This window comes from Rothia sp. (in: high G+C Gram-positive bacteria), from assembly GCF_015265375.1.
In the GTDB taxonomy this organism is placed as follows: domain Bacteria; phylum Actinomycetota; class Actinomycetes; order Actinomycetales; family Micrococcaceae; genus Rothia.
The window spans coordinates 1-17,644 of record NZ_JABZXW010000008.1; the positions used below are offsets into that span (position 1 = coordinate 1).

Annotated in this window: 17 protein-coding genes and 1 tRNA gene; 8 read left to right on the forward strand and 10 right to left on the reverse strand. The window is 62.9% G+C overall.

Annotated features, from left to right (window positions below; all coding sequences use genetic code 11):
• Window positions 1-1,725, forward strand: a 1,725-nt coding sequence (locus HXO69_RS02180) for an ATP-dependent Clp protease ATP-binding subunit (RefSeq protein ID WP_296545041.1), incomplete at its 5' end; no start/stop codon positions are given.
• 134 nt (window positions 1,726-1,859) lie between these two features.
• On the opposite strand, the gene HXO69_RS02185 is transcribed toward HXO69_RS02180, so the two are convergent.
• Both HXO69_RS02185 and HXO69_RS08985 read right to left on the reverse strand, forming a co-directional pair.
• Entirely contained in the window at window positions 1,860-2,696 is an 837-nt protein-coding gene (locus HXO69_RS02185; RefSeq protein ID WP_407072253.1) for an A/G-specific adenine glycosylase, read from the reverse strand.
• A gap of 21 nt (window positions 2,697-2,717) precedes the next feature.
• A complete protein-coding gene (locus HXO69_RS08985; RefSeq protein WP_407072252.1) occupies window positions 2,718-2,900 on the reverse strand; it encodes a hypothetical protein in 183 nt (60 codons plus the stop codon).
• 93 nt (window positions 2,901-2,993) lie between these two features.
• Between HXO69_RS08985 and HXO69_RS02190 the strand changes: the two genes are divergently transcribed.
• On the forward strand, window positions 2,994-3,791 hold the full coding sequence (locus HXO69_RS02190; protein ID WP_296545043.1) for a hypothetical protein: 798 nt from the start codon (window positions 2,994-2,996) through the stop codon (window positions 3,789-3,791).
• Window positions 3,792-3,908: 117 nt separating this feature from the next.
• On the opposite strand, the gene HXO69_RS02195 is transcribed toward HXO69_RS02190, so the two are convergent.
• Window positions 3,909-4,148 (reverse strand): phosphoglycerol transferase, encoded by a 240-nt coding sequence (locus HXO69_RS02195; RefSeq protein ID WP_296545046.1) that lies wholly within the window; start codon window positions 4,146-4,148, stop codon window positions 3,909-3,911.
• 136 nt (window positions 4,149-4,284) lie between these two features.
• On the reverse strand, window positions 4,285-5,361 hold the full coding sequence (disA, locus tag HXO69_RS02200) for a DNA integrity scanning diadenylate cyclase DisA (RefSeq protein WP_012902785.1): 1,077 nt from the start codon (window positions 5,359-5,361) through the stop codon (window positions 4,285-4,287).
• A 208-nt stretch (window positions 5,362-5,569) separates the two neighbouring features.
• Between disA and HXO69_RS02205 the strand changes: the two genes are divergently transcribed.
• Window positions 5,570-7,018, forward strand: a complete 1,449-nt coding sequence (locus tag HXO69_RS02205) for a DNA repair protein RadA (protein WP_296545048.1) — start codon at window positions 5,570-5,572, stop codon at window positions 7,016-7,018.
• Between the two features lie 146 nt (window positions 7,019-7,164).
• Here HXO69_RS02205 and HXO69_RS02210 read toward each other — a convergent pair whose 3' ends face one another.
• From HXO69_RS02210 to HXO69_RS02235, 6 genes are all read right to left on the reverse strand, one after another.
• On the reverse strand, window positions 7,165-8,493 hold the full coding sequence (locus HXO69_RS02210; protein ID WP_365668103.1) for an FUSC family protein: 1,329 nt from the start codon (window positions 8,491-8,493) through the stop codon (window positions 7,165-7,167).
• Between the two features lie 162 nt (window positions 8,494-8,655).
• Window positions 8,656-10,398, reverse strand: a complete 1,743-nt coding sequence (locus tag HXO69_RS02215; RefSeq protein ID WP_296545051.1) for a polysaccharide pyruvyl transferase family protein — start codon at window positions 10,396-10,398, stop codon at window positions 8,656-8,658.
• Window positions 10,399-10,400: 2 nt separating this feature from the next.
• The gene (locus tag HXO69_RS02220) at window positions 10,401-11,483 is read right to left on the reverse strand and encodes a glycosyltransferase family A protein (protein ID WP_294625913.1); all 1,083 of its coding nucleotides are present in this window, start codon (window positions 11,481-11,483) and stop codon (window positions 10,401-10,403) included.
• 142 nt (window positions 11,484-11,625) lie between these two features.
• Window positions 11,626-12,660 carry an inorganic phosphate transporter gene (locus tag HXO69_RS02225; RefSeq protein WP_296545053.1) on the reverse strand — a complete coding sequence of 345 codons (1,035 nt, stop codon included), beginning with the start codon at window positions 12,658-12,660 and terminating at the stop codon, window positions 11,626-11,628.
• A complete protein-coding gene (locus HXO69_RS02230; RefSeq protein WP_296545054.1) occupies window positions 12,660-13,277 on the reverse strand; it encodes a phosphate transport regulator in 618 nt (205 codons plus the stop codon). The genes HXO69_RS02225 and HXO69_RS02230 overlap by 1 nt, the downstream gene beginning before the upstream one ends.
• A 395-nt stretch (window positions 13,278-13,672) precedes the next feature.
• The gene (locus HXO69_RS02235; protein ID WP_296545056.1) at window positions 13,673-14,446 is read right to left on the reverse strand and encodes a histone acetyltransferase; all 774 of its coding nucleotides are present in this window, start codon (window positions 14,444-14,446) and stop codon (window positions 13,673-13,675) included.
• 87 nt (window positions 14,447-14,533) lie between these two features.
• On the opposite strand from HXO69_RS02235, the gene HXO69_RS02240 reads away from it, so the two are divergent.
• The 5 genes from HXO69_RS02240 (at window position 14,534) to HXO69_RS02260 (ending at window position 17,619) form a co-directional block, all read left to right on the forward strand.
• A tRNA-Lys gene (locus tag HXO69_RS02240) sits at window positions 14,534-14,606 on the forward strand.
• Between the two features lie 171 nt (window positions 14,607-14,777).
• The gene (locus tag HXO69_RS02245; protein ID WP_296545058.1) at window positions 14,778-15,287 is read left to right on the forward strand and encodes an asparaginase domain-containing protein; all 510 of its coding nucleotides are present in this window, start codon (window positions 14,778-14,780) and stop codon (window positions 15,285-15,287) included.
• 1 nt (window position 15,288) lies between these two features.
• The gene (locus HXO69_RS02250) at window positions 15,289-15,978 is read left to right on the forward strand and encodes an amino acid transporter (protein ID WP_296545059.1); all 690 of its coding nucleotides are present in this window, start codon (window positions 15,289-15,291) and stop codon (window positions 15,976-15,978) included.
• A gap of 201 nt (window positions 15,979-16,179) precedes the next feature.
• On the forward strand, window positions 16,180-16,917 hold the full coding sequence (locus HXO69_RS02255; RefSeq protein WP_296545061.1) for an organic solvent tolerance protein OstA: 738 nt from the start codon (window positions 16,180-16,182) through the stop codon (window positions 16,915-16,917).
• A 108-nt stretch (window positions 16,918-17,025) separates the two neighbouring features.
• Complete coding sequence (locus tag HXO69_RS02260; protein WP_049349909.1) at window positions 17,026-17,619, forward strand: multidrug DMT transporter permease; 594 nt, start codon at window positions 17,026-17,028, stop codon at window positions 17,617-17,619.
• The last annotated feature ends 25 nt before the right edge of the window (window positions 17,620-17,644 follow it).

The following is a 17,644-nucleotide window of genomic DNA, read 5'->3' on the forward strand; positions in this document are numbered from 1 at the left end:
CGCGGCGACATCATCCTGTTCATTGACGAGATTCACACCCTCGTCGGTGCGGGTGCCGCAGAGGGCGCGATTGACGCTGCCTCCATCCTCAAGCCCATGCTGGCTCGAGGCGAACTGCAGACCATCGGTGCCACCACCCTGGACGAGTACCGCAAGCACATTGAGAAGGATGCCGCCCTGGAGCGCCGCTTCCAGCCGATTCAGGTTGAGGAGCCCTCCCAGGAGCTCGCCGTGCAGATCCTCAAGGGTGTGCGCGATAAGTACGAGGCACACCACCGCGTCACCATTACCGACGAGGCAATTGAGACCGCCGTGAACCTCGCGGCACGCTACATCTCCGACCGCTTCCTGCCGGATAAGGCTGTCGACCTGATTGACGAGGCGGGCGCACGCCTGCGCATCAAGCGCATGACCGCACCCCCGGAAATCAAGCTGCTCGACGAGAAGGCCGCCAAGCTGCGCCAGCAGAAGGAAGACGCCATCAACTCCCAGGATTACGAGAAGGCCGCAGGCCTGCGTGATCAGGAGCAGAAGGTCCTGGCTGAGAAGGAAGAAGCCGAGAAGGCATGGCGCGAAGGCGGCGACGCATTCGGCACCGTGACCCCCGAGGTTATTTCTGAGGTTCTGGCCGCTTCCACCGGTGTTCCGGTCTACAAGATCACCGAGGAAGAGTCGACCCGCCTGCTGACCATGGAGCAGGAGCTCCACAAGCGCGTCATCGGTCAGGAGCACGCTATTGCGGCACTGTCCCGCGCTATCCGCCGTACCCGCGCAGGTCTGAAGGACCCGCGCCGTCCCGGTGGTTCGTTCATCTTCGCCGGCCCGACCGGTGTGGGTAAGACCGAGCTTGCCAAGGCTCTGGCGGAGTTCCTGTTCGGCGATGAGGATTCGCTCATCACCCTGGATATGTCCGAGTACCAGGAGAAGCACACCGTCTCCCGTCTGTTCGGTGCGCCTCCCGGCTACGTTGGCTACGATGAGGGCGGCCAGCTGACCGAGAAGGTCCGCCGCAAGCCCTTCTCCGTGGTCCTGTTCGACGAGGTGGAGAAGGCTCACGCCGACCTGTTCAACTCGCTGCTGCAGATCCTGGAAGACGGTCGCCTGACCGACTCGCAGGGTCGCGTGGTGGACTTCAAGAACACCGTCATCATCATGACCACCAACCTGGGTTCGCGCGATGTGAACCGCCGCATCCCGGTTGGTTTCCAGGCGATGGACGACACCGCAGCCGACTACGAGCGCATGCAGGCACGCGTGATGGAGAACCTCAAGGAGCACTTCCGCCCCGAGTTCCTGAACCGTGTGGATGACATCATCGTCTTCCCGCAGCTCTCCGAGTCTGAGATTCTGCAGATTGTGGACCTGTTTGTGGGCCGCCTGGCTAAGCGCCTGGCGGAGCAGGATATGTCCATTGAGCTGACCAACGCTGCGAAGGTTCTCATGGCGGCTAAGGGTTACGACCCGTCCATGGGTGCCCGTCCTCTGCGCCGCGAGATGCAGCGCAACATTGAGGACGCCCTGTCCGAGAAGATTCTCTTCGGCGACATCAAGCCTGGTGAGAAGATCACCGTGGACGTTGAGGGTGAGGGCGACTCCGCGAAGTTCGTCTTCTCTTCTCAGCCGATGAAGGAGCTGGCTCTGGACTCGGTGCAGGAGCTGAACGAGGATGCCGCAGAGGCTCCCGCAGCTGAGGCACCCGCCGCTGAGGGTCAGGGCAACGACTAGGCTCTGGAATAAGCTCTAGGTAGCTAGGCTTTAGCGCACTAAACGCCTGTGGGGCGGTACCGGAATGATCCGGTACCGCCCCTCAGGCGTTTCTATGCTTTTGGGAGGCTCCAGGAGCCTCTCTGCGGCGGGTACTAGAGCGAGACGAGCACTGTATCACCCTGCGTGACTTCGCGGGCGAGAGAGTCCGCCAGCAGCCCCGCATAGCAGCGCTGCAACTGCTCCGCCGCGGGGGATAGGGCGTACAGCGCCTTGAGCGGACGGTGTACCGCCGCGGGTGCATTCGCCGGGAACGCCAGATCGGGTGAGGTCGTGCCGCTGGCTGAGTCTGCGCCCGAAGACGCACCCAGGATGAGGTCGCGCTCCACCGGCTCATGCGCCGCACGCAGCACCGCCATGACCGCGCCGCGCACCTGGCGGTCCGTGCCGTGCCAGCTCTGGCCCTTGGGCGTGTAGTCCGCCTCCGGCTTGCCTGCCGCAACCCAGGCGCATAAATCCTCCACCGGGCACAGCTGACAGCTCGGGGACTTCGCCGTGCAGACCAGCGCGCCAAGCTCCATGGTCGCTGCATTCCACAGGCAGGAGGTGGGGGTGTCCGCGGGTATGAGTGCCTCCGCCAGGCGAGTCTCAGCCGCCGTCAACGAACGCGAAGGTAGCGCCTTACCGGATACCGCGCGCGCGTGCACGCGGCGGATATTCGTATCAATCACGGTGGCGCGCAGACCGAACGCGAACACGCTAATCGCCGCCGCCGTGTAGGAGCCCACGCCCGGCAGAGCCAGCAGCGCATCATAGTCGGCGGGAACCTCACCGCCGTGCTGCTCCACAATCGCTACGGCGGCACCGTGCAGACGTTGCGCGCGGCGCGGGTAACCCAACCTACCCCAGGCGCGCACCGCCTCCGAGGCGGGCTCGGCGGCAAGGTCGGCGGGGGTGGGCCAGCGGCGCATCCACTCCTCCCACACGGGCAGAACGCGCTTGACGGGGGTCTGCTACAGCATGAACTCGCTGACCATCACACCCCAGGGGGTGCACTCGTCACGACGCCACGGCAAATCGCGTGCCTGGTCGAGGAACCACCCGTTGATTCGGTGGTGAAGCGCCTCGATATTGGTGCCTTCGGGCAGGGTGGGTTCGGGGCGTGTGCGTGCGGTGCGTTTGGGCTCTGAGGTCATCCGAAAAGCCTACGCTACAGGGCATATATTCCCAAAACCGCATGAACGGGGTTCACTGTGATTCTCAGGGTTAAACCCGGTATCCTTAAGGGTATGTCTGAAAATGGTCCCGTTCTGCCTCCCGAAGTCTACCGCCGCCGTCGTATCGTGGCGGTCATCGCTCTGCTCGCTGTCATTCTGCTGCTGGTCGCCGGCGTGACCTCCATGGTCGGCATGATTAACGGCAAGAAGGACGCTACCGTAGCCTCCACTGCGACGGCTTCCGGTGCACCCTTCCAGAGCTTCAGCGCTCGCCCCTCCGAAACTGCTTCGGCTACCCCGTCCGCTAGCGCGACTGCCTCTGCAACCGCGTCTGCGTCGGCTAGTGCTACTGCTTCGGCAACTCCTTCGGTGACCGCTTCTGCGGCACCCACCGCAAGCGTGACCCCCACTACGGCAACTACCCCCGCGGCAACCCCGACCGCTCCCGCACCGACTCCGAGCGTGACCAACGCGGCTGTTGTTGCGGCATGTACCGCGAACGACCTGAAGGTGACCGTCACCCCCGCGAAGCGTACCTTCGCTGTCGGTGAGCAGGTGTCCTTCCATGTGACCTACACGAACTCCTCGAAGACCCCCTGCGCTGTGGGCGGCGAGGGTGCGAACACCGGCGTGGACCTGAACATCACCTCCGGTGCGGCTCAGGTGTACACCCGCAGCCTGTGCGCAGCGACTGCCGTTCAGAAGGCTGAGGTAGCCGCAGGTGCCGAGGCGGCAACCGACCTGGCGTGGGACCGTAAGATCAACGTCCTGGGTTGCTCTTCCGCTTCGACCGCTCAGAAGGGTTCTTACTGGGCGACCGCTACGGTGAATGGTGTGAGCTCGGCTCCGGTGAACTTCGTTATTCAGTAGTTCGCTTACCTGATGTTCACAACGTCTGAACTTTCATAGTTTTTGCCCGTGAATGGGCGCGAAAAGCCCTCGTGCTGGATACTCTCCGGCGCGGGGGCTTTAGCTTTTATTCGACTGTTATTTGGAGGCGCGGGGCTTGGCGAAGCGGCGCTCGCCCAGGTACCCGAGCAGGCTACCGAAAGCGGTCCACTGCAGTGCCGCCAGTAGCAGGGTGGACAGGTCGGTCACCTCAAAAGAGTTTGGGATGACCTTGAACCACAGCAGCGGCAGGTAAATCAGAAAGAGAATGGGGGATGCCCACACGAAGAATGGGACGGGGCGTTTGGCCGACGGATACTTAGCTTGTGAGTACGACATTGTGACCTCCTTGGGGTGTCAAGGTGCGGGGAAAACTCTGCGGTCACTACATCATAATGCAAAAGGTTCTCGCGAGGTCAGAAAAAAGCCCCCGTGCTGGATATTCTCCGGCGCGGGGGCTTTCGTATAGGTCTTCTTAGAGGTACTTCTCCAGGCTGCTCTCCGCCATGCGGGAGAGCTGCTCACGCACCGTGCGGGCACGAGCCTCACCCACACCGTCCACGGCGCGCAGGTCCTCAAGGGACGCCGCCATCAGAGCCTGCAGGCTGCCGAAGCGCTCCACCAGACGCTCAGAAATAGCGTTCGGGATGCTCGGAATACCGGCGAGCAGACGGAAACCGCGCGGCTGCAGGGGCAGCTCCAGGTCGGGGTTCTCACCAAAGCCGACAGTGCGGGCAATCGTGCGCAGATCCACGATGTCCATATCGTCCAGGTTCTGCAGAGCCTCAACGCCGGCGGTAATCAGCTCGTCGTTCACCTCGGGCAGGTAGTCGCGCAGAATCAGGTCGCTGGCGGTCATCTCGGGGGCGCGCAGCTCCTCCAGCTGCAGGGCAATCAGGCGGCCGTGCACGCCGAGCTCCAGCACGTAGTGGCTGACCTCGCGGATAATGCGGTTCACCATCTCCATGCGCTGCAGGGTCATCGCCACGTCGCTCAGGGAAACATTCGACTCAATCTCCTGGGCAGACAGGTTGGAGAGCACCGAACGCAGACGCTTCTTATAGCTTTCAAGGGTCTGAATCGCCTGGTTTGCGCGCGCCATCAGATACTGGCTGTCCTCAACCATGTAGCGGGTGCCGTCAACGTACACCGAAATCACGGACATCGACGCGCTCACCGAAATGACCGGGAAACCGGTCTGAATTGCGGTGCGCTCGGCGGTGCGGTGGCGGGTGCCGGACTCGTTCGTTTCAATGGAGGCGTCCGGCATGAGCTGCACGCCGGCGTGCAGCAGGCGGGTGGCGTCGCGGTCGCAGATGATAGCGCCATCCATCTTCGCCAGCTCGCGCAGGCGGGTTGCTGAGAACTCAGTGTCGATGTTGAAACCGCCCGAGGACAGGGAGGATACGGTGCGGTCGGATCCGAGTACGATGAGCGCACCCGTACGGCCACGCATGATGCGTTCCAGGCCCTCGCGGAGCTCGGTGCCGGGGGCGATTCGGGCGATAGTTTTAAGCAATAGGTCACTATAATTCATCTGCACGAAAACCATTGTACCCGTAAGGGCGGTTATTGAGCCAGGTCAGGGGCGGAACGGCGGGCTAAAGTGCCTTAAAAGCGAACGTATATTCTCGATATTTATACGAGAGTGCACGAGGCTGAGCTATCTGCATTTAAGGGTAAAAATGTGCCCCGAGGCACCCCATTTCGCCGTGACCAAACACCGCGCACCGTATCGCCCCAGACCCTAAAATAGACCCATGACCGCGCGCACGAAAAACACCAAAACCGCACCCGCCTACCGCTGCACCGAATGCGGCTGGACCACCGCCAAATGGGTAGGCCGCTGCGGGGAATGCCAAACCTGGGGCACCGTCGAAGAAGCCGCCGGGGGAACCCGCGCGCGCACCCGCGCCGCATCCAGCGTGCAGAAACCCGCCCAGCCCATCGCAGAAGTCGACTCGCGCGTCGCCGCCTACATGAGCACCGGAAACCCCGAATTTGACCGCGTGCTCGGCGGCGGACTCGTGCCCGGCGCGGTCATCCTCATGGCGGGCGAACCCGGCGTGGGTAAGTCCACCCTGCTGCTGGATGTTGCCGCCACCTTTGCGCGCGGCACCGCCGGAATCGCGGGGGAGAAGGGCGCGCAGAACAACCCGGCGCAGAATAGCGCACCCCAGCCGCCGCGCCCGGTGCTGTACATTACCGGCGAGGAATCCGCCGCGCAGGTTAAACTCCGTGCCGACCGCATCGGCGCCATCGCGCAGACCCTCTACCTGACCAGCGAAACCGACCTCGGCACCGCCCTGGCGCACATTGAGCAGGTCAACCCCTCCCTGCTGGTCATTGACTCCGTGCAGACCCTCGCCTCCGCGGAAGTTGAGGGCAGCGCCGGCGGTGTGACCCAGGTGCGGGAGGTCGCCGCCTCCGTGATTGCCGCGGCGAAGGAACGCAACATGTGCACCCTGCTCGTGGGCCACGTGACCAAGGAAGGCACCATCGCGGGCCCGCGCCTGCTCGAGCACCTGGTGGACGTGGTCTGCCAGTTCGAGGGTGATAAGCACTCGAATATCCGCATGCTGCGCGCGATTAAGAACCGCTTCGGCCCCACCGACGAGGTGGGCTGCTTCGACATGCACGAGGACGGTATCGCACCCGTGCTGGACCCCTCCGGCATGTTTGTTTCGAGCACCCCGCACCCGGTGGCTGGCACCTGCGTGACCGTCACGATGGAGGGCCGCCGCCCCCTGCTCGCGGAGGTGCAGGCGCTGCTGGACCAGGCGGTGGCGCCCGCCCCTCGCCGCACCGTCTCGGGCCTGGATTCAGCGCGTATTCAGATGCTATTGGCGGTGCTGCAACGCCGCGCCGGGCTGAACGTGGGCAAGCTCGACTGCTACGTCTCCACGGTGGGCGGCGCGAAAATTGCTGAGCCCGCCGCCGACCTGGCGTGCGTCATGGCGCTCGCCTCGGCGGCGCAGAATAAGCCGCTTCCGCGCAAGCTCGCGGTCTTTGGCGAGGTCGGTCTGGCGGGTGAGGTGCGCGCCGTGCCGGGCATCCGCCAGCGCATCGCGGAGGTGGGCCGTCTGGGCTTCACACACGTGCTGGTGCCCGCCTCCCCGACCGGCGTGGGGGACGTGCCCGAGGGCGTGACCGTGCGCGAGGTGACCACCCTGGGTGAGGCGCTCGCGCTGCTCTTCCCGCAGAAGTAGCCACCCGCGCATAAACAGCCCCATGCGGGCATTACTAAAGACAGCAGAGGAGGGGGGGCCCGGCTGGCGTGAATGCCGCCGGGAGCCCCCTCCGCTTGTGTCTTTGTGGTTGCCACTGACCCCGATAGAAGCCCGCTAGAGCCTAGTTAGGAGGAGCGGCTCTCCTCCTCGTTCTCGTGCAACATAATGTTGATCGAGCGGGTGTTGAGCTTGTTCGTGCGGTGGGTGTTCACCGCGCTATCGGTCACGTCATCAACCACCGTGGAATCGTCCATGTCAGCGTCCACAATCGGGATTGCCGAGGTGCGCGGTGCGTGCTTCGTGACCGCCTCGCCGAGGGGCACGAGAACCGCCACGGCGTCCTTGTGGGATATGCCGGTCGCCTCCAAAAAGTCGACCACAATCAGACGGAGCATCAGCACCAGCGACTCGCCCTCAAAAGTTGCCACACCCATGGTGCGCGGCTCGAGGGTGCCGGCAAGCTTAATCATGCGCTCGCGTGCCGCCATCATGTAGTGCTCGCGTTCGCCTTCGGTCGGTGCAGACATGCCCAGGCCGAGGCTTTGCGCCGCCAACGACAGCTCGGTCAGCGCGTCACTGAGCGAAAGCTGTGCGGCAGTACGCAACTGCACGTGGTGAATCGTGGACGCCATGCGGCGGTTGAGCACGCGGTCGTTACGAATCGCCAAATCCACCGCGGCGAGGGTCTTCGCCATGCGCGCCAGCTCGCCCTTGCTCTTGCGGCTATTCCAGGACAGCTCGCTCATGCCCTGCGCGGTAATCAGGTCACCGCGGCATGCATCGTAGAGCGGCTGCAGGGCGCGCGCATCGAGCAGGCTCTGGTACGCCTTGTTGTAATCGTAGTAGCGGATTGCCTCGGAGGAGAGCTGGAAAACCTTCGCGAACGCATCCATGAGAGCCTGCGCGCGGGCACGCGGGTTCTTACGCGGGTCGCGCGGCATCAGATACATCGCGAGGAACGCGAACGCGCCACCGACGATACCGTCAAAACTGCGGGTGAACGCATCGTCAGGTACGGGCAGCAGCAACGTGAAACAGGCCTGGAAGCTGAGCTGAATCGTAAAAATAATGCCCTTATCAATAAATCGGGCAATAATCACGGTCAAGAAAAGCACCACTGCCGCCTGCCAGGTACCGTGACCGAGCAGGATCAGCAGAAGGTCGCCAATGAGAATGCCGAGGGTCACGCCGAAGGAGACCTCAAGGATTCGGCGGGAATGCTTAGCACCGCTTACATAGCCGAGGGATACGAGGGCAGCCACCGGCGCGAAAATGGGCTCGTGGTGGCCCAGGACGCGCTCAGCGAAAAGCCAAGCGCCCATAGACGCCGCAACAATCTGCACAGACTGAAAGAAGTCTGCTCGGACTCGGTGAATACCCTCACGGATGAACTGTCGGGTGTTCTGTTCAGTAGTGCGTAGAATGTCTGCGAATCGTGCCATGGGCACCATCATACCGGCGCACATGCGGTGCACAAGGGGGTAGGGGAGTGTTGGGTTGAAGTGTGAGAGACCCCGCGCCCCGAACCCCGCTTAGCGCCTCGGCTTGGGCGGTTTTGCGTGCCGAAACCTCAGCTTGCGTGCCGAAACCTCAGTGCAAGGGGCTTAGCCGCGAATCTAGCCGCGGAGGCGGCGCGCCACCCTCGCCAGCAGACCCGGCTGGGCGGGATGCGCCTCGGCGGGTGCTTCAGAATAAGCCTCAACGGTGACGGGGCGCGTCTGTTCTGCACCGTGCGCCCCGTGAATACCGTGCGCGCTGTACCCGCCACCGATTGTGCGGGCGCGCTCGAGCTGCCGGCGGTGCTCGGCATCCCAGGAATGCGCCCGGTCAGACATCGCCCACTCGAACCCCGCGGTGAGGGAGGTTTCGGTGAAGAGCTCGCGGGCGGCACGGACGGTCGCACCCAGCGGCTCGGGGAGCGCCGGAACCTGCTCCACGGCGGGGAAGGGCGCGGGTGCCTCTACTTCGTCCAGCTTTTCTGCGCCAGATGCAAGAATCTGCGCCAGCAGGTAGGCACGTTCGGCTCGCAGAACCTCCAGCAGTTCGGTGCGGCGCGCATCCGATGCCACCGCCGCGTGCCGCAGGGCTGCGGCAACCATCAGTTCGGGAACACCACCGGCGAGCATGCCCAACGGCAGGGTGAACTCGCCCAGCCCGTACAGGCTCAGGGCGCCGCCCACGCGCATCTGGGTGAACGCATCCGGAACGAGGGCAAGCACGGGAATACCCGCTACGGCGGAGAACACCGCCGGGTGGTAGCGGCTGGTCAGAGTAAACGCCGCCCCGCGGTGCACGGTGACGCTCTGGTCGGCGTGCAGAATCGGCAGCAGGGTCGCCGGGGTGGAGGCGCTGAGCTGCTCGGCGATGCGCTGGTGCGCCTGAATATCGCCGCTTGCCGGGTTCTGCGGGTCGCCAAAATGGCTCAGGAACACTGGTGCGTAGCCGTGCTCGCGCCACATGCTATCGAGCAGACGCGCAATCTGCTGCGCCTGCTGTTCGGTGCATTCGTTGACGGTCACGCACACGTAGCGTTCGGGCAGCTCATCCAGTGCCTGACCTGCTGAAACACCCTCCGCATAGTGCAGGGTAAGCTCCGGAGAAGCTGCCAGGTAGTCGGTGGCATCGTCCACGCTCAGGCGCGCGTCAATACCCCGCTCACGGCACCAAGCGAGGGAAGAACGTTCGCGCACCGTCACCGAACGGGCGGCGCGCAGCATGCGTTCCAGAATCTGCGCGTCCTCGGGGTTGAGGACCGGGCCCAGGGACTGGCCGGTCACGTACACGGGCACGCCCGCATGCTCGGCGGCACGCACCGCGGCGGCACGTTCGTAGAGCAGCCAGCCGTAGCGGGAGTTGAGGTTGCCGCCGCCGGAGACCACAACAGCATCCATGGCGGCGATGGAGTCCGCGAACTCTACCATGCGCTCAACGATCTGCTCCAGCGGATGCAACACCTCGGGCAGCGCCTGCACCTGCGGTAACGCCACCAGCTCGGCGGTGGAGGGGCGCTCCCGGTTGGCATGCAACTCCACAAGGACGCTCTCGAGCGCCGCGAGAGTCAGCTCGCGTTCAGCCGGTGCCCAGGGGAAGAGGAGGAACGGCAGGTACTCGTAGGGTGCGCCCGCCTCATGAGCAGCCGCGCCGATATAGCGCGCCGAATGGCCCACATCGCGGGTCATGAGGGTGACCGCCGCGCCGCCTTCGGAAAGCGCCGCCGCGCTCGCAATGGTCATGGCTTCGTCGCCCACGTGGTAGGTGTGCTGGCCGATATCGCCGATGACGAGCACGCGCGGTGCTTCATTAAAGCGCGGTGCTTCGGTAACGGGCAGTGCTGTAGAAGAATGATTGTTCTCTGCCACCGCTATGCACCCTTCTCGCCGGTAGAACCTGCCTCAGCACCGCGACGAGCCTGAGAACGCTGATTGAGGGAACGCTGCGCAAAGGAACGCAGTGCACGGCCCGGTGCGCGCAGGTGCTTTAGTACCCGCAGACGCTCCTCGATGCTCTGCTGGCGGGACTCAATAGCCTGCTGACGAGCCTCAATACGCTCCAGGCGGCTCTCGATAGAGCGCAGAATGTCCAGGGAATCGCGGGTCAGATCGTGCCCATCAATAACGCGGCGCTCCAGATCAGCCGCCAAATGCGCCTGGTACAGGTATGCGCCCGGTTGGGCGCCCGCCTGCAGATCCTCGCGGATAGCGCGGGCACGCACCATCGAATCGAAGCGGGCGTGATCCGCCTGGCGCTTCACGCTATTCGCTTCGGAGCCCTCCGCGTCGGGGCGCAGCGACCAGTACGCCAGCGGCTCATCCACCAGCAGAATATCTGCAACAGAGGCGGCACGCATGTTGAACTCCCAGTCGCCGACCACCGGCAGGGACTCGTCGTAGAAGCCGACGAGCTCGTGCAGGCTGCGGCGGTAGAGAATGCCAATCGGCACGGCACGGTTCGTGCGGAAGAGGAACTGCAAACCCATGCCGGGCAGGCCGTCGTGGAAAATACGTTCCTCGTACACCTCGAACTCGCCGTCGGCGTTCTCACGTTCGTACCGCTCCACAATGCGGGTGGTGCACATGAGCGCGCCGCTCTCTTCCAGCGCGGCGACGGTGCGTTCCAGGAACTCGGGTGCCCACAGGTCGTCGTCATCGTGAATCCCCACGTACTCGGAGGTGGTCGCCGCCAAACCGGCGTTGGATGCCGCCTCCATGTTGCCGCCGGCGGTAGTCAGTAGCTGCACGCGGCCGGAACCCTGCGCATCAGAGCCCTGCAAACCCAGCGGGGATGCCTCAATGATGGCGCGGGTTGCCTGCTCGTCGCCACCGTCGTTAATCACGCATACCGTGTAGTCGGTGAAGGTTTGCTGCGCAATATTCTCCAGGGCGCGGCTCAAGAAGCGGGGGCGGTCCTTCGTGCGGACCAGAATAGCTACGGTAGGAGAAGACATAACCACAATCAGTCGAGGGTGAGTGGGCGCGTGCCAGCCCAAGAACTCAACCCATTATGAAGGTGTGCACTGTTCAGACTCAACCCGCCGCCCGGCTATCCCGCGGCAGTGGGCACGGTGGGGTATGCAGCGTCCCCAAAATCTAGTGGATGGACTGTAGCGCCACCATTGCCAGCACACCGAGCACAAAGCACGCCGGAATGGTTACCAGCCACACCAGAAGAATCTGCAGAACAATCCTGGATTTCAGCGCGTTGAAGCGCTGGTTCACGCCCGCGCCGAGCGCCGAGGCGGTCGCCAGGTGCGAGGAGGAGAACGGCACCTGCAGCAGGAAGTAACCGAGCACCTGCACAACGGCGGTCGTACCCTGGGCAACCGCGCCACGGAAGGGGTCCAGGCGAACCATCTTGTAGGCGAAGGTGTAGCCGATGCGGCGGCCGCCGGTGAGCGTGCCGGCACCCAGGCTGAGGGCAATGATGAGGGCGCCCAGGAGCATGCCGCCTCGGGTGAGGGACTGGAGTAGCGCCGGATCCATGATGCGCTCACTCAGCAGTGCCCACAGCAGCAGGTACAGGTAGCCGGTCTGCAGGCCGTGCAGCAGAGAAATTGCGGAGGCAGACACCGCCAGCACCTCGCGGGCGTGCTGATTCACCAGGCGTGGGTTATGACCCACCACGAGCCGGTAGAACGGCACCACCATCAGCCAGGACAGCAGAAAAATGAGCGGCGGCAGGTAGAAGAGCGGTAGCAGGGTCGCCCCAAAAATATGCGGCAGGAAGGCGAGGGAACCGAAGCCTTCAGCACCGTCCTCGAGTTTCGTCTGGGTCCACCAGCTCACGCCGGCAAGGGCGCCCACCAGCGCGTGGGTCGAGGAGGACGGCAACCGTAGGAACCAGGTGAGCACACCCCAAATAGCGCAGACCAGCAGCGCCGCAACGATACCGTTCAGGCCGGTGGTACCCTCCGGGGCGCTCACCCACGAGGCGGAATACTCCCCGAGTAGCAGGAACGCACCGACCACGCCGAGCACGTTGAAGAGCGCTGCAAGGTACAGGGCGGAGCGCTCGCCAAGGGCGCGGGTACGCACCGGAACAGCGACGGAGTTGGAGGCGTCGTGCACACCGGTGACGTAGACCGCGGCAATGAAGGCGCAGCATGCGAGAAGACCCAGGAGCATTAGGATTCCTGAACGATGATGCGACCGATTTCGGCGGACACATCACGCATGGCGTTGGAGGCGGCGGTCAGCTGCGCCAGGAAGGTGGCGTAGCGGCGGTACCGTTCGGGGGTGTAGCGCTCGGCGACGTACGCGTCGTATTCTTCGGCGGTGCGCAGTGCCTGGCGGGAGATGCGCAGCATGTCCATCCAGTAGTTGTCGAGGCCGCGAATATCGGCGAGTTTGGGGATAACGGCGGCGGTCAGCACCGCCTGACGCTGAATAATGTCCAGGATTGAGGTGATGTGCGTGGCGAAGCCGTCAATGCTGTGCAGGGACAGCACGTGCGCGGCGCTGGTGAGCTTCTCAACGGCGTTGGTGAGCTTGCGCGCCAGCGTGTACAGGTCTTCACGCGGAATCGGCGGGGAGAAGGAGCTGCGCACTTCGGTGAGGGTGCGGAACAGCAGGTTGGTGGAGTCCGCCTCGTGGGTGAGCATGCGTTCGAAGAGTTCGGGGTACTCTGCGACGGGGGAGCCGACCATTTCTGAGAGCAACGCGGCGGCCTCACCGACCTGCGCTGAAATTTCAGCGAGGGAGGCGAGGGATTCGTTAGCGTGGGGAAAAAGTCGGTGCAGCATAGTTCCCAGTCTAACCAGTATTGGGTGGTGCGGGTGCACGCAGCTCGTGGGTATCTCACGGGCACCCGGTTTTCATGCGCAATCGCGCCGAGCTGACAGCGGCTTCTTGACCGGGTTTAAACATAAAACGGTGGGGGTCGATTTCTCGACCCCCACCGGAACGTTTAGGGATGTCGGGTTGGGAGCGCCTCTCGGCGGAAGGCCGCTCGAAGCGGCTAAAGATTTGGAGCCCGGGGCTACCTATTAGCAACCCGACATCTTGTAATTATTATCCACCCGCACCCGGCGCAGAGTCAATCGGAAACAGGTTTTTCACGCCTGTGCGACCCAATGTGGAACCTGTGCCAATTCGCGGCACGAACCCGAATTTTTGGGCGGCTAAACGGCGCAGAAGACTAGAATGCTTCGAGGTTGGTCTGCGATTTTTCCTGCACAGAATCAGCCCCGGAGACCCCATTAACCTGCTGACTAGCCTCAACGGCGCGCAACTGGGCGGCAACCGCCTCCAAATCGTGCGCGATCTGCTCCATCTGCTGAGCCTGACGCGGCAGGCGTGCACGACGCTCCACCGCCTCACGCTTCACCTCGTGGCTACCCGGAACCGCACCATCCTGCCCGGCAGAGCGCGCATAATCGGCGCGAATACCCAACGCCACCACGTGCGCAAACGCGGCGCAGCGTTCCATCGCAATATCCATGTCGCCGGTGTACAGGCCCGCCAGAATCTCATCAATAGTACGAACCACCTCATCGGCACCGGGCGGGTCGGGAACACCCGCCACCACGTGCGAACGGTAATCCTCCGCCATACCCAGCTCAAAAGCGCGGCTCACCCCGCGCGGCGAACGATGCACCACATCCCGCAGCCAGTACATGCGCCACAGGGCACCCGGCAGGGAGTGGGCGCTCGCGTGGGACCAGAGTTCGGCGAGCATCTCGATACCGTAGTCGTCGGTGAAGCTGACGAGCCGCTCGGTCATCTGTTCATCGGTGCCGCGTCCGCGCATCAGCAGGATGCGTGCGGAGGCGTGCGCCGCCTCCTCGCGTGCGGCGGGGTCCATGCCGCCTTCGTGGCGTTCAAACTTTTCGGCGGAGTAGAGGACGGGTCGGTGGTGGGTTCGGTGTCGTGCGCGCCCGGAGGCGCCGGTTGATGCTGCGGGTGTAGACATAGGATTTCCCAGTGTACCGTTCATCGGCTGGGAGCCGGTAGTGTATAGTATTTCTATCTGCACACTTTCAGTTTTGTGTGGATAGGAGCGCCTTTAGCTCAGTCGGTAGAGCTACGGACTTTTAATCCGCAGGTCGTGGGTTCGAGCCCCACAGGGCGCACTAGCCGACCCGTCGCCTCCCGCTTTGCGGGGGTCGGCGGGTTTTTGCGTCTCCACCCTCATGCGTGGGGTTTTTACCCCGTGTTGATTCCGGGTGGTGGGGCGTATTCTGCCGGGTTGGTCTGGCAGTTTTTAGTTCGTGTACGTTGACCCGAAAAGATGAGGAAACCCCGTGAGCGTCACCATTAAGAACCCCGAAGAAATTACGATTCTTGCCACTGGCGGCACGATCGATAAGTTCTACTCCGTCGCGGGCACCATGGACATTGGTGAGCCTGCCGCTAAGGACCTGCTGGACCGCATCATCACTGATGTGCGCTTCGATATTCGTCCGCTGATTGGCAAGGACAGCCTGGACATGACCGATGAGGATCGTGCCGAGCTGACCGAGGCTCTGAATGCTGTCACTAACGACCAGGTGCTCATCACCCACGGTACCGACACCATGCCGGAGACCGCCCGCTACCTGGTGGAGCACGCCGATCTGGGCGATAAGGTTGTGGTGCTGACCGGCGCGATGCAGCCCGCCGTGATGGCTCGTTCGGATGCAGGCTTCAACCTGGGTGCCGCTATTGCTGCCCTGAACCTGCTGGAGCCGGGTGTGTACATCAGCATGAGCGGCCGTATTTTCCCTGCTGAGAGCGTGCGTAAGGACCGTTCGCGCGGCATTTTTGAGGGTTAGTATGGCTGATTCCGCTCGTATGCGGAGGGGCGAACCGGTTTCTGCCGCCGAGCTGGCGCCGGTGGCGGGTTCCTCGGATCTTGTGCCGCAGGAGCATATGTCCCAAAAGCATATGTCACAGGCACAGCTGATGCAGTTGCAGGCGATGGAGGAGCTGAAGCAGCAGGCTGACGAGTTCTGGAATGTCGCCAGCGAGTACCCGCTGCCGGCTAAGAACCTGTACCTGGTGCGTGTGCTCCTACTGGTGGTTCCTTCGCTGATTATTGTTTATTACTTCATCCGCGTCACGCTTTTCCCGATTGGTGCGGTGCCGCTGGTGTACTTGGTGATGCACATGTGGCTTGCCATGATTTACCGGGCGAATCGTTCGGTGAAGCTGGTGCTGCTTGCGAATGTGGCATCCGGGGTTGCGGCTGCCATCATGACGGCGTTCTTCACCTATGTACTCGTAACCCTGCACGGCCCGCAGACTCTGCTGGACCGTGTGGGCATGTTCTATACGGTGACCCTGCTGACGGTAATGGCTTCCTTCGCGTTGGAGGTCCTGTTCTCGCTGTTCTACAGCTTGGCGGTTCGCAGGAGCCTGCGCCGTAGCAAGCGGAAGAAGGCGGAGGAAGAGCGCCAGAATGCAGAAGAGCAGAAGGTAGCAGAACCGAACGCGGAGGTTTCGCAGGCGGCGGAGCAGGGCTAACCTGCGCCTCAACAGGGGCAAGTAATGATGCTGGGCGGCGTTGCCTGCGACGCCCAGCTACTGCTCAGATTCCCTTAAAGTACGCGTGATACGGTAGAGACAGAAACACGACCAGCACCTGCCAGGAGGTCACCCATGGGCGCTACACACCTGAACACAGATGCCGCTTCATCCGCAGAACATCCGGATGAAGATATCAGTGTGCAGACTCGCTATCAGGCGCCTATTCGCCACGCGACTCCTGCCACTCCGGAGGTGTCCGTTCCGCTGAACGTGCCGCCGGTGGTGACTGGTTCGCATCCGGTTATTTCGGCGACTTCTACCGTCATTATTCAGGATGGTACGAACCCGCCGATTGTGGTGCGTACGCACCCGACGGGTCCTCTGCCGCCGTTCCCCGGGCAGGGTCAGGTTCCCGCTTTTCTGCGCACCTACACCTCTAAAGAGGTGGATGAACGCAAGCAGAAGCTCAGGAAGAACCTCCTGGCACGCATGGTTATTCTGTGCATTTTGAGCCTGGTTGAGGGCCTCATTATTTCCCAGTACACGCAGCCGCTGGCGATTTGTTTTGGGTTTGTTGCCGCTCTCTATTTGGTGGTTCAGATGTGGCCGCTGATGCGCCCTCCCCGCGAGTCGGCGGATGCCTCCGTGTATAGCGTCTGGGCTATCTGCTCGCTGATTGGGTTTGTTGCGGTGGGTCTGGTGCTTTCACCGATTACGTTCCTGTTGCTGATGCTGGACTGGGCAGGTGTTTCAATGGGCCTTGACCCCCTGCTGATACTTGTCGTTTTGGGTCTGGTCTGGTTGAGCGAGGTCGGTTTATCGTTGCTGACTATTTACCGCTTCAATAACCTGCGGATTGCGATGGCGAACCAGGCAGGTTCACTGACGCTACCCGACACTATTTCCGCGACGGTTGATCCGTCCATTTCTGCCTAAAGTTTTTTGAGGCGGCGCGGTAGACGAACGCCGCGCCGCCACCCACACACCACACACTCGCTCATACATCTTCCGCACACTATCAGCCGACATCCGAAAGATTCAGCTATGTCCGCCGTCGAGTCCTCTCCGCCATCCGCTCCGAACACCACGCATCCTACGAAGCCTGCCACCCCGACTCTCGTGTCGGTGGCGGGTTGGGTTCTGCTCGCTATTGCCGTGGGTTGGCTGGTGCTGATCGGGTACACGGGTGTCACGTATGCGACGACGCAGCTGTCGCATTTTTCGACCTGGCGCGCCCAGTCGCTGGTGGAGGCGCAGGCGTACTATCCGGTGATGTTTTTGCTGGTCAGCGCGTTCGGTAACGTGACGTTGCACGGTTTCTGCACTGTGGCGTACCTGCGTGGTTACCGTTGGGCGGCGCTGGTGCTGTCGGTGGCGTTGGCGCTGGGTGTGTTGGCATCCTTGCTGATTATGCTGGCAGTCGCGGCTCTTCTGGGTACGTTGAATGGTGCGCCGAGCCAGGATGTTGAGCTGCTGCTCAGTAGCGCTTCACCGTTGTACACGCCCGTGTATATTGCCGCGCCGTACATGCTGGTGTGCGTGGTGGCGTTGGCGTTGGTGTGGTCGCGTCAGTCGCGTTCGTACATGGAGGCGCGTCGTGATTGGCGCCTGCGCCGTAGCGAGGACTACCTGATTTAGCCTTGCAGATTCTGGCGGCGGGTCT

Excerpts from the sequence above, each read along its gene's own strand:
- HXO69_RS08985 (WP_407072252.1), bottom strand. The coding sequence starts at position 2,900 with ATGACCTCAGAGCCCAAACGCACCGCACGCACACGCCCCGAACCCACC.
- HXO69_RS02190 (WP_296545043.1), top strand. The coding sequence starts at position 2,994 with ATGTCTGAAAATGGTCCCGTTCTGCCTCCCGAAGTCTACCGCCGCCGT.
- HXO69_RS02195 (WP_296545046.1), bottom strand. The coding sequence starts at position 4,148 with ATGTCGTACTCACAAGCTAAGTATCCGTCGGCCAAACGCCCCGTCCCA.
- disA (WP_012902785.1), bottom strand. The coding sequence starts at position 5,361 with ATGGTTTTCGTGCAGATGAATTATAGTGACCTATTGCTTAAAACTATC.
- HXO69_RS02205 (WP_296545048.1), top strand. The coding sequence starts at position 5,570 with ATGACCGCGCGCACGAAAAACACCAAAACCGCACCCGCCTACCGCTGC.
- HXO69_RS02210 (WP_365668103.1), bottom strand. The coding sequence starts at position 8,493 with ATGATGGTGCCCATGGCACGATTCGCAGACATTCTACGCACTACTGAA.
- HXO69_RS02220 (WP_294625913.1), bottom strand. The coding sequence starts at position 11,483 with ATGTCTTCTCCTACCGTAGCTATTCTGGTCCGCACGAAGGACCGCCCC.
- HXO69_RS02225 (WP_296545053.1), bottom strand. The coding sequence starts at position 12,660 with ATGCTCCTGGGTCTTCTCGCATGCTGCGCCTTCATTGCCGCGGTCTAC.
- HXO69_RS02230 (WP_296545054.1), bottom strand. The coding sequence starts at position 13,277 with ATGCTGCACCGACTTTTTCCCCACGCTAACGAATCCCTCGCCTCCCTC.
- HXO69_RS02235 (WP_296545056.1), bottom strand. The coding sequence starts at position 14,446 with ATGTCTACACCCGCAGCATCAACCGGCGCCTCCGGGCGCGCACGACAC.
- HXO69_RS02250 (WP_296545059.1), top strand. The coding sequence starts at position 15,289 with ATGGCTGATTCCGCTCGTATGCGGAGGGGCGAACCGGTTTCTGCCGCC.
- HXO69_RS02260 (WP_049349909.1), top strand. The coding sequence starts at position 17,026 with ATGTCCGCCGTCGAGTCCTCTCCGCCATCCGCTCCGAACACCACGCAT.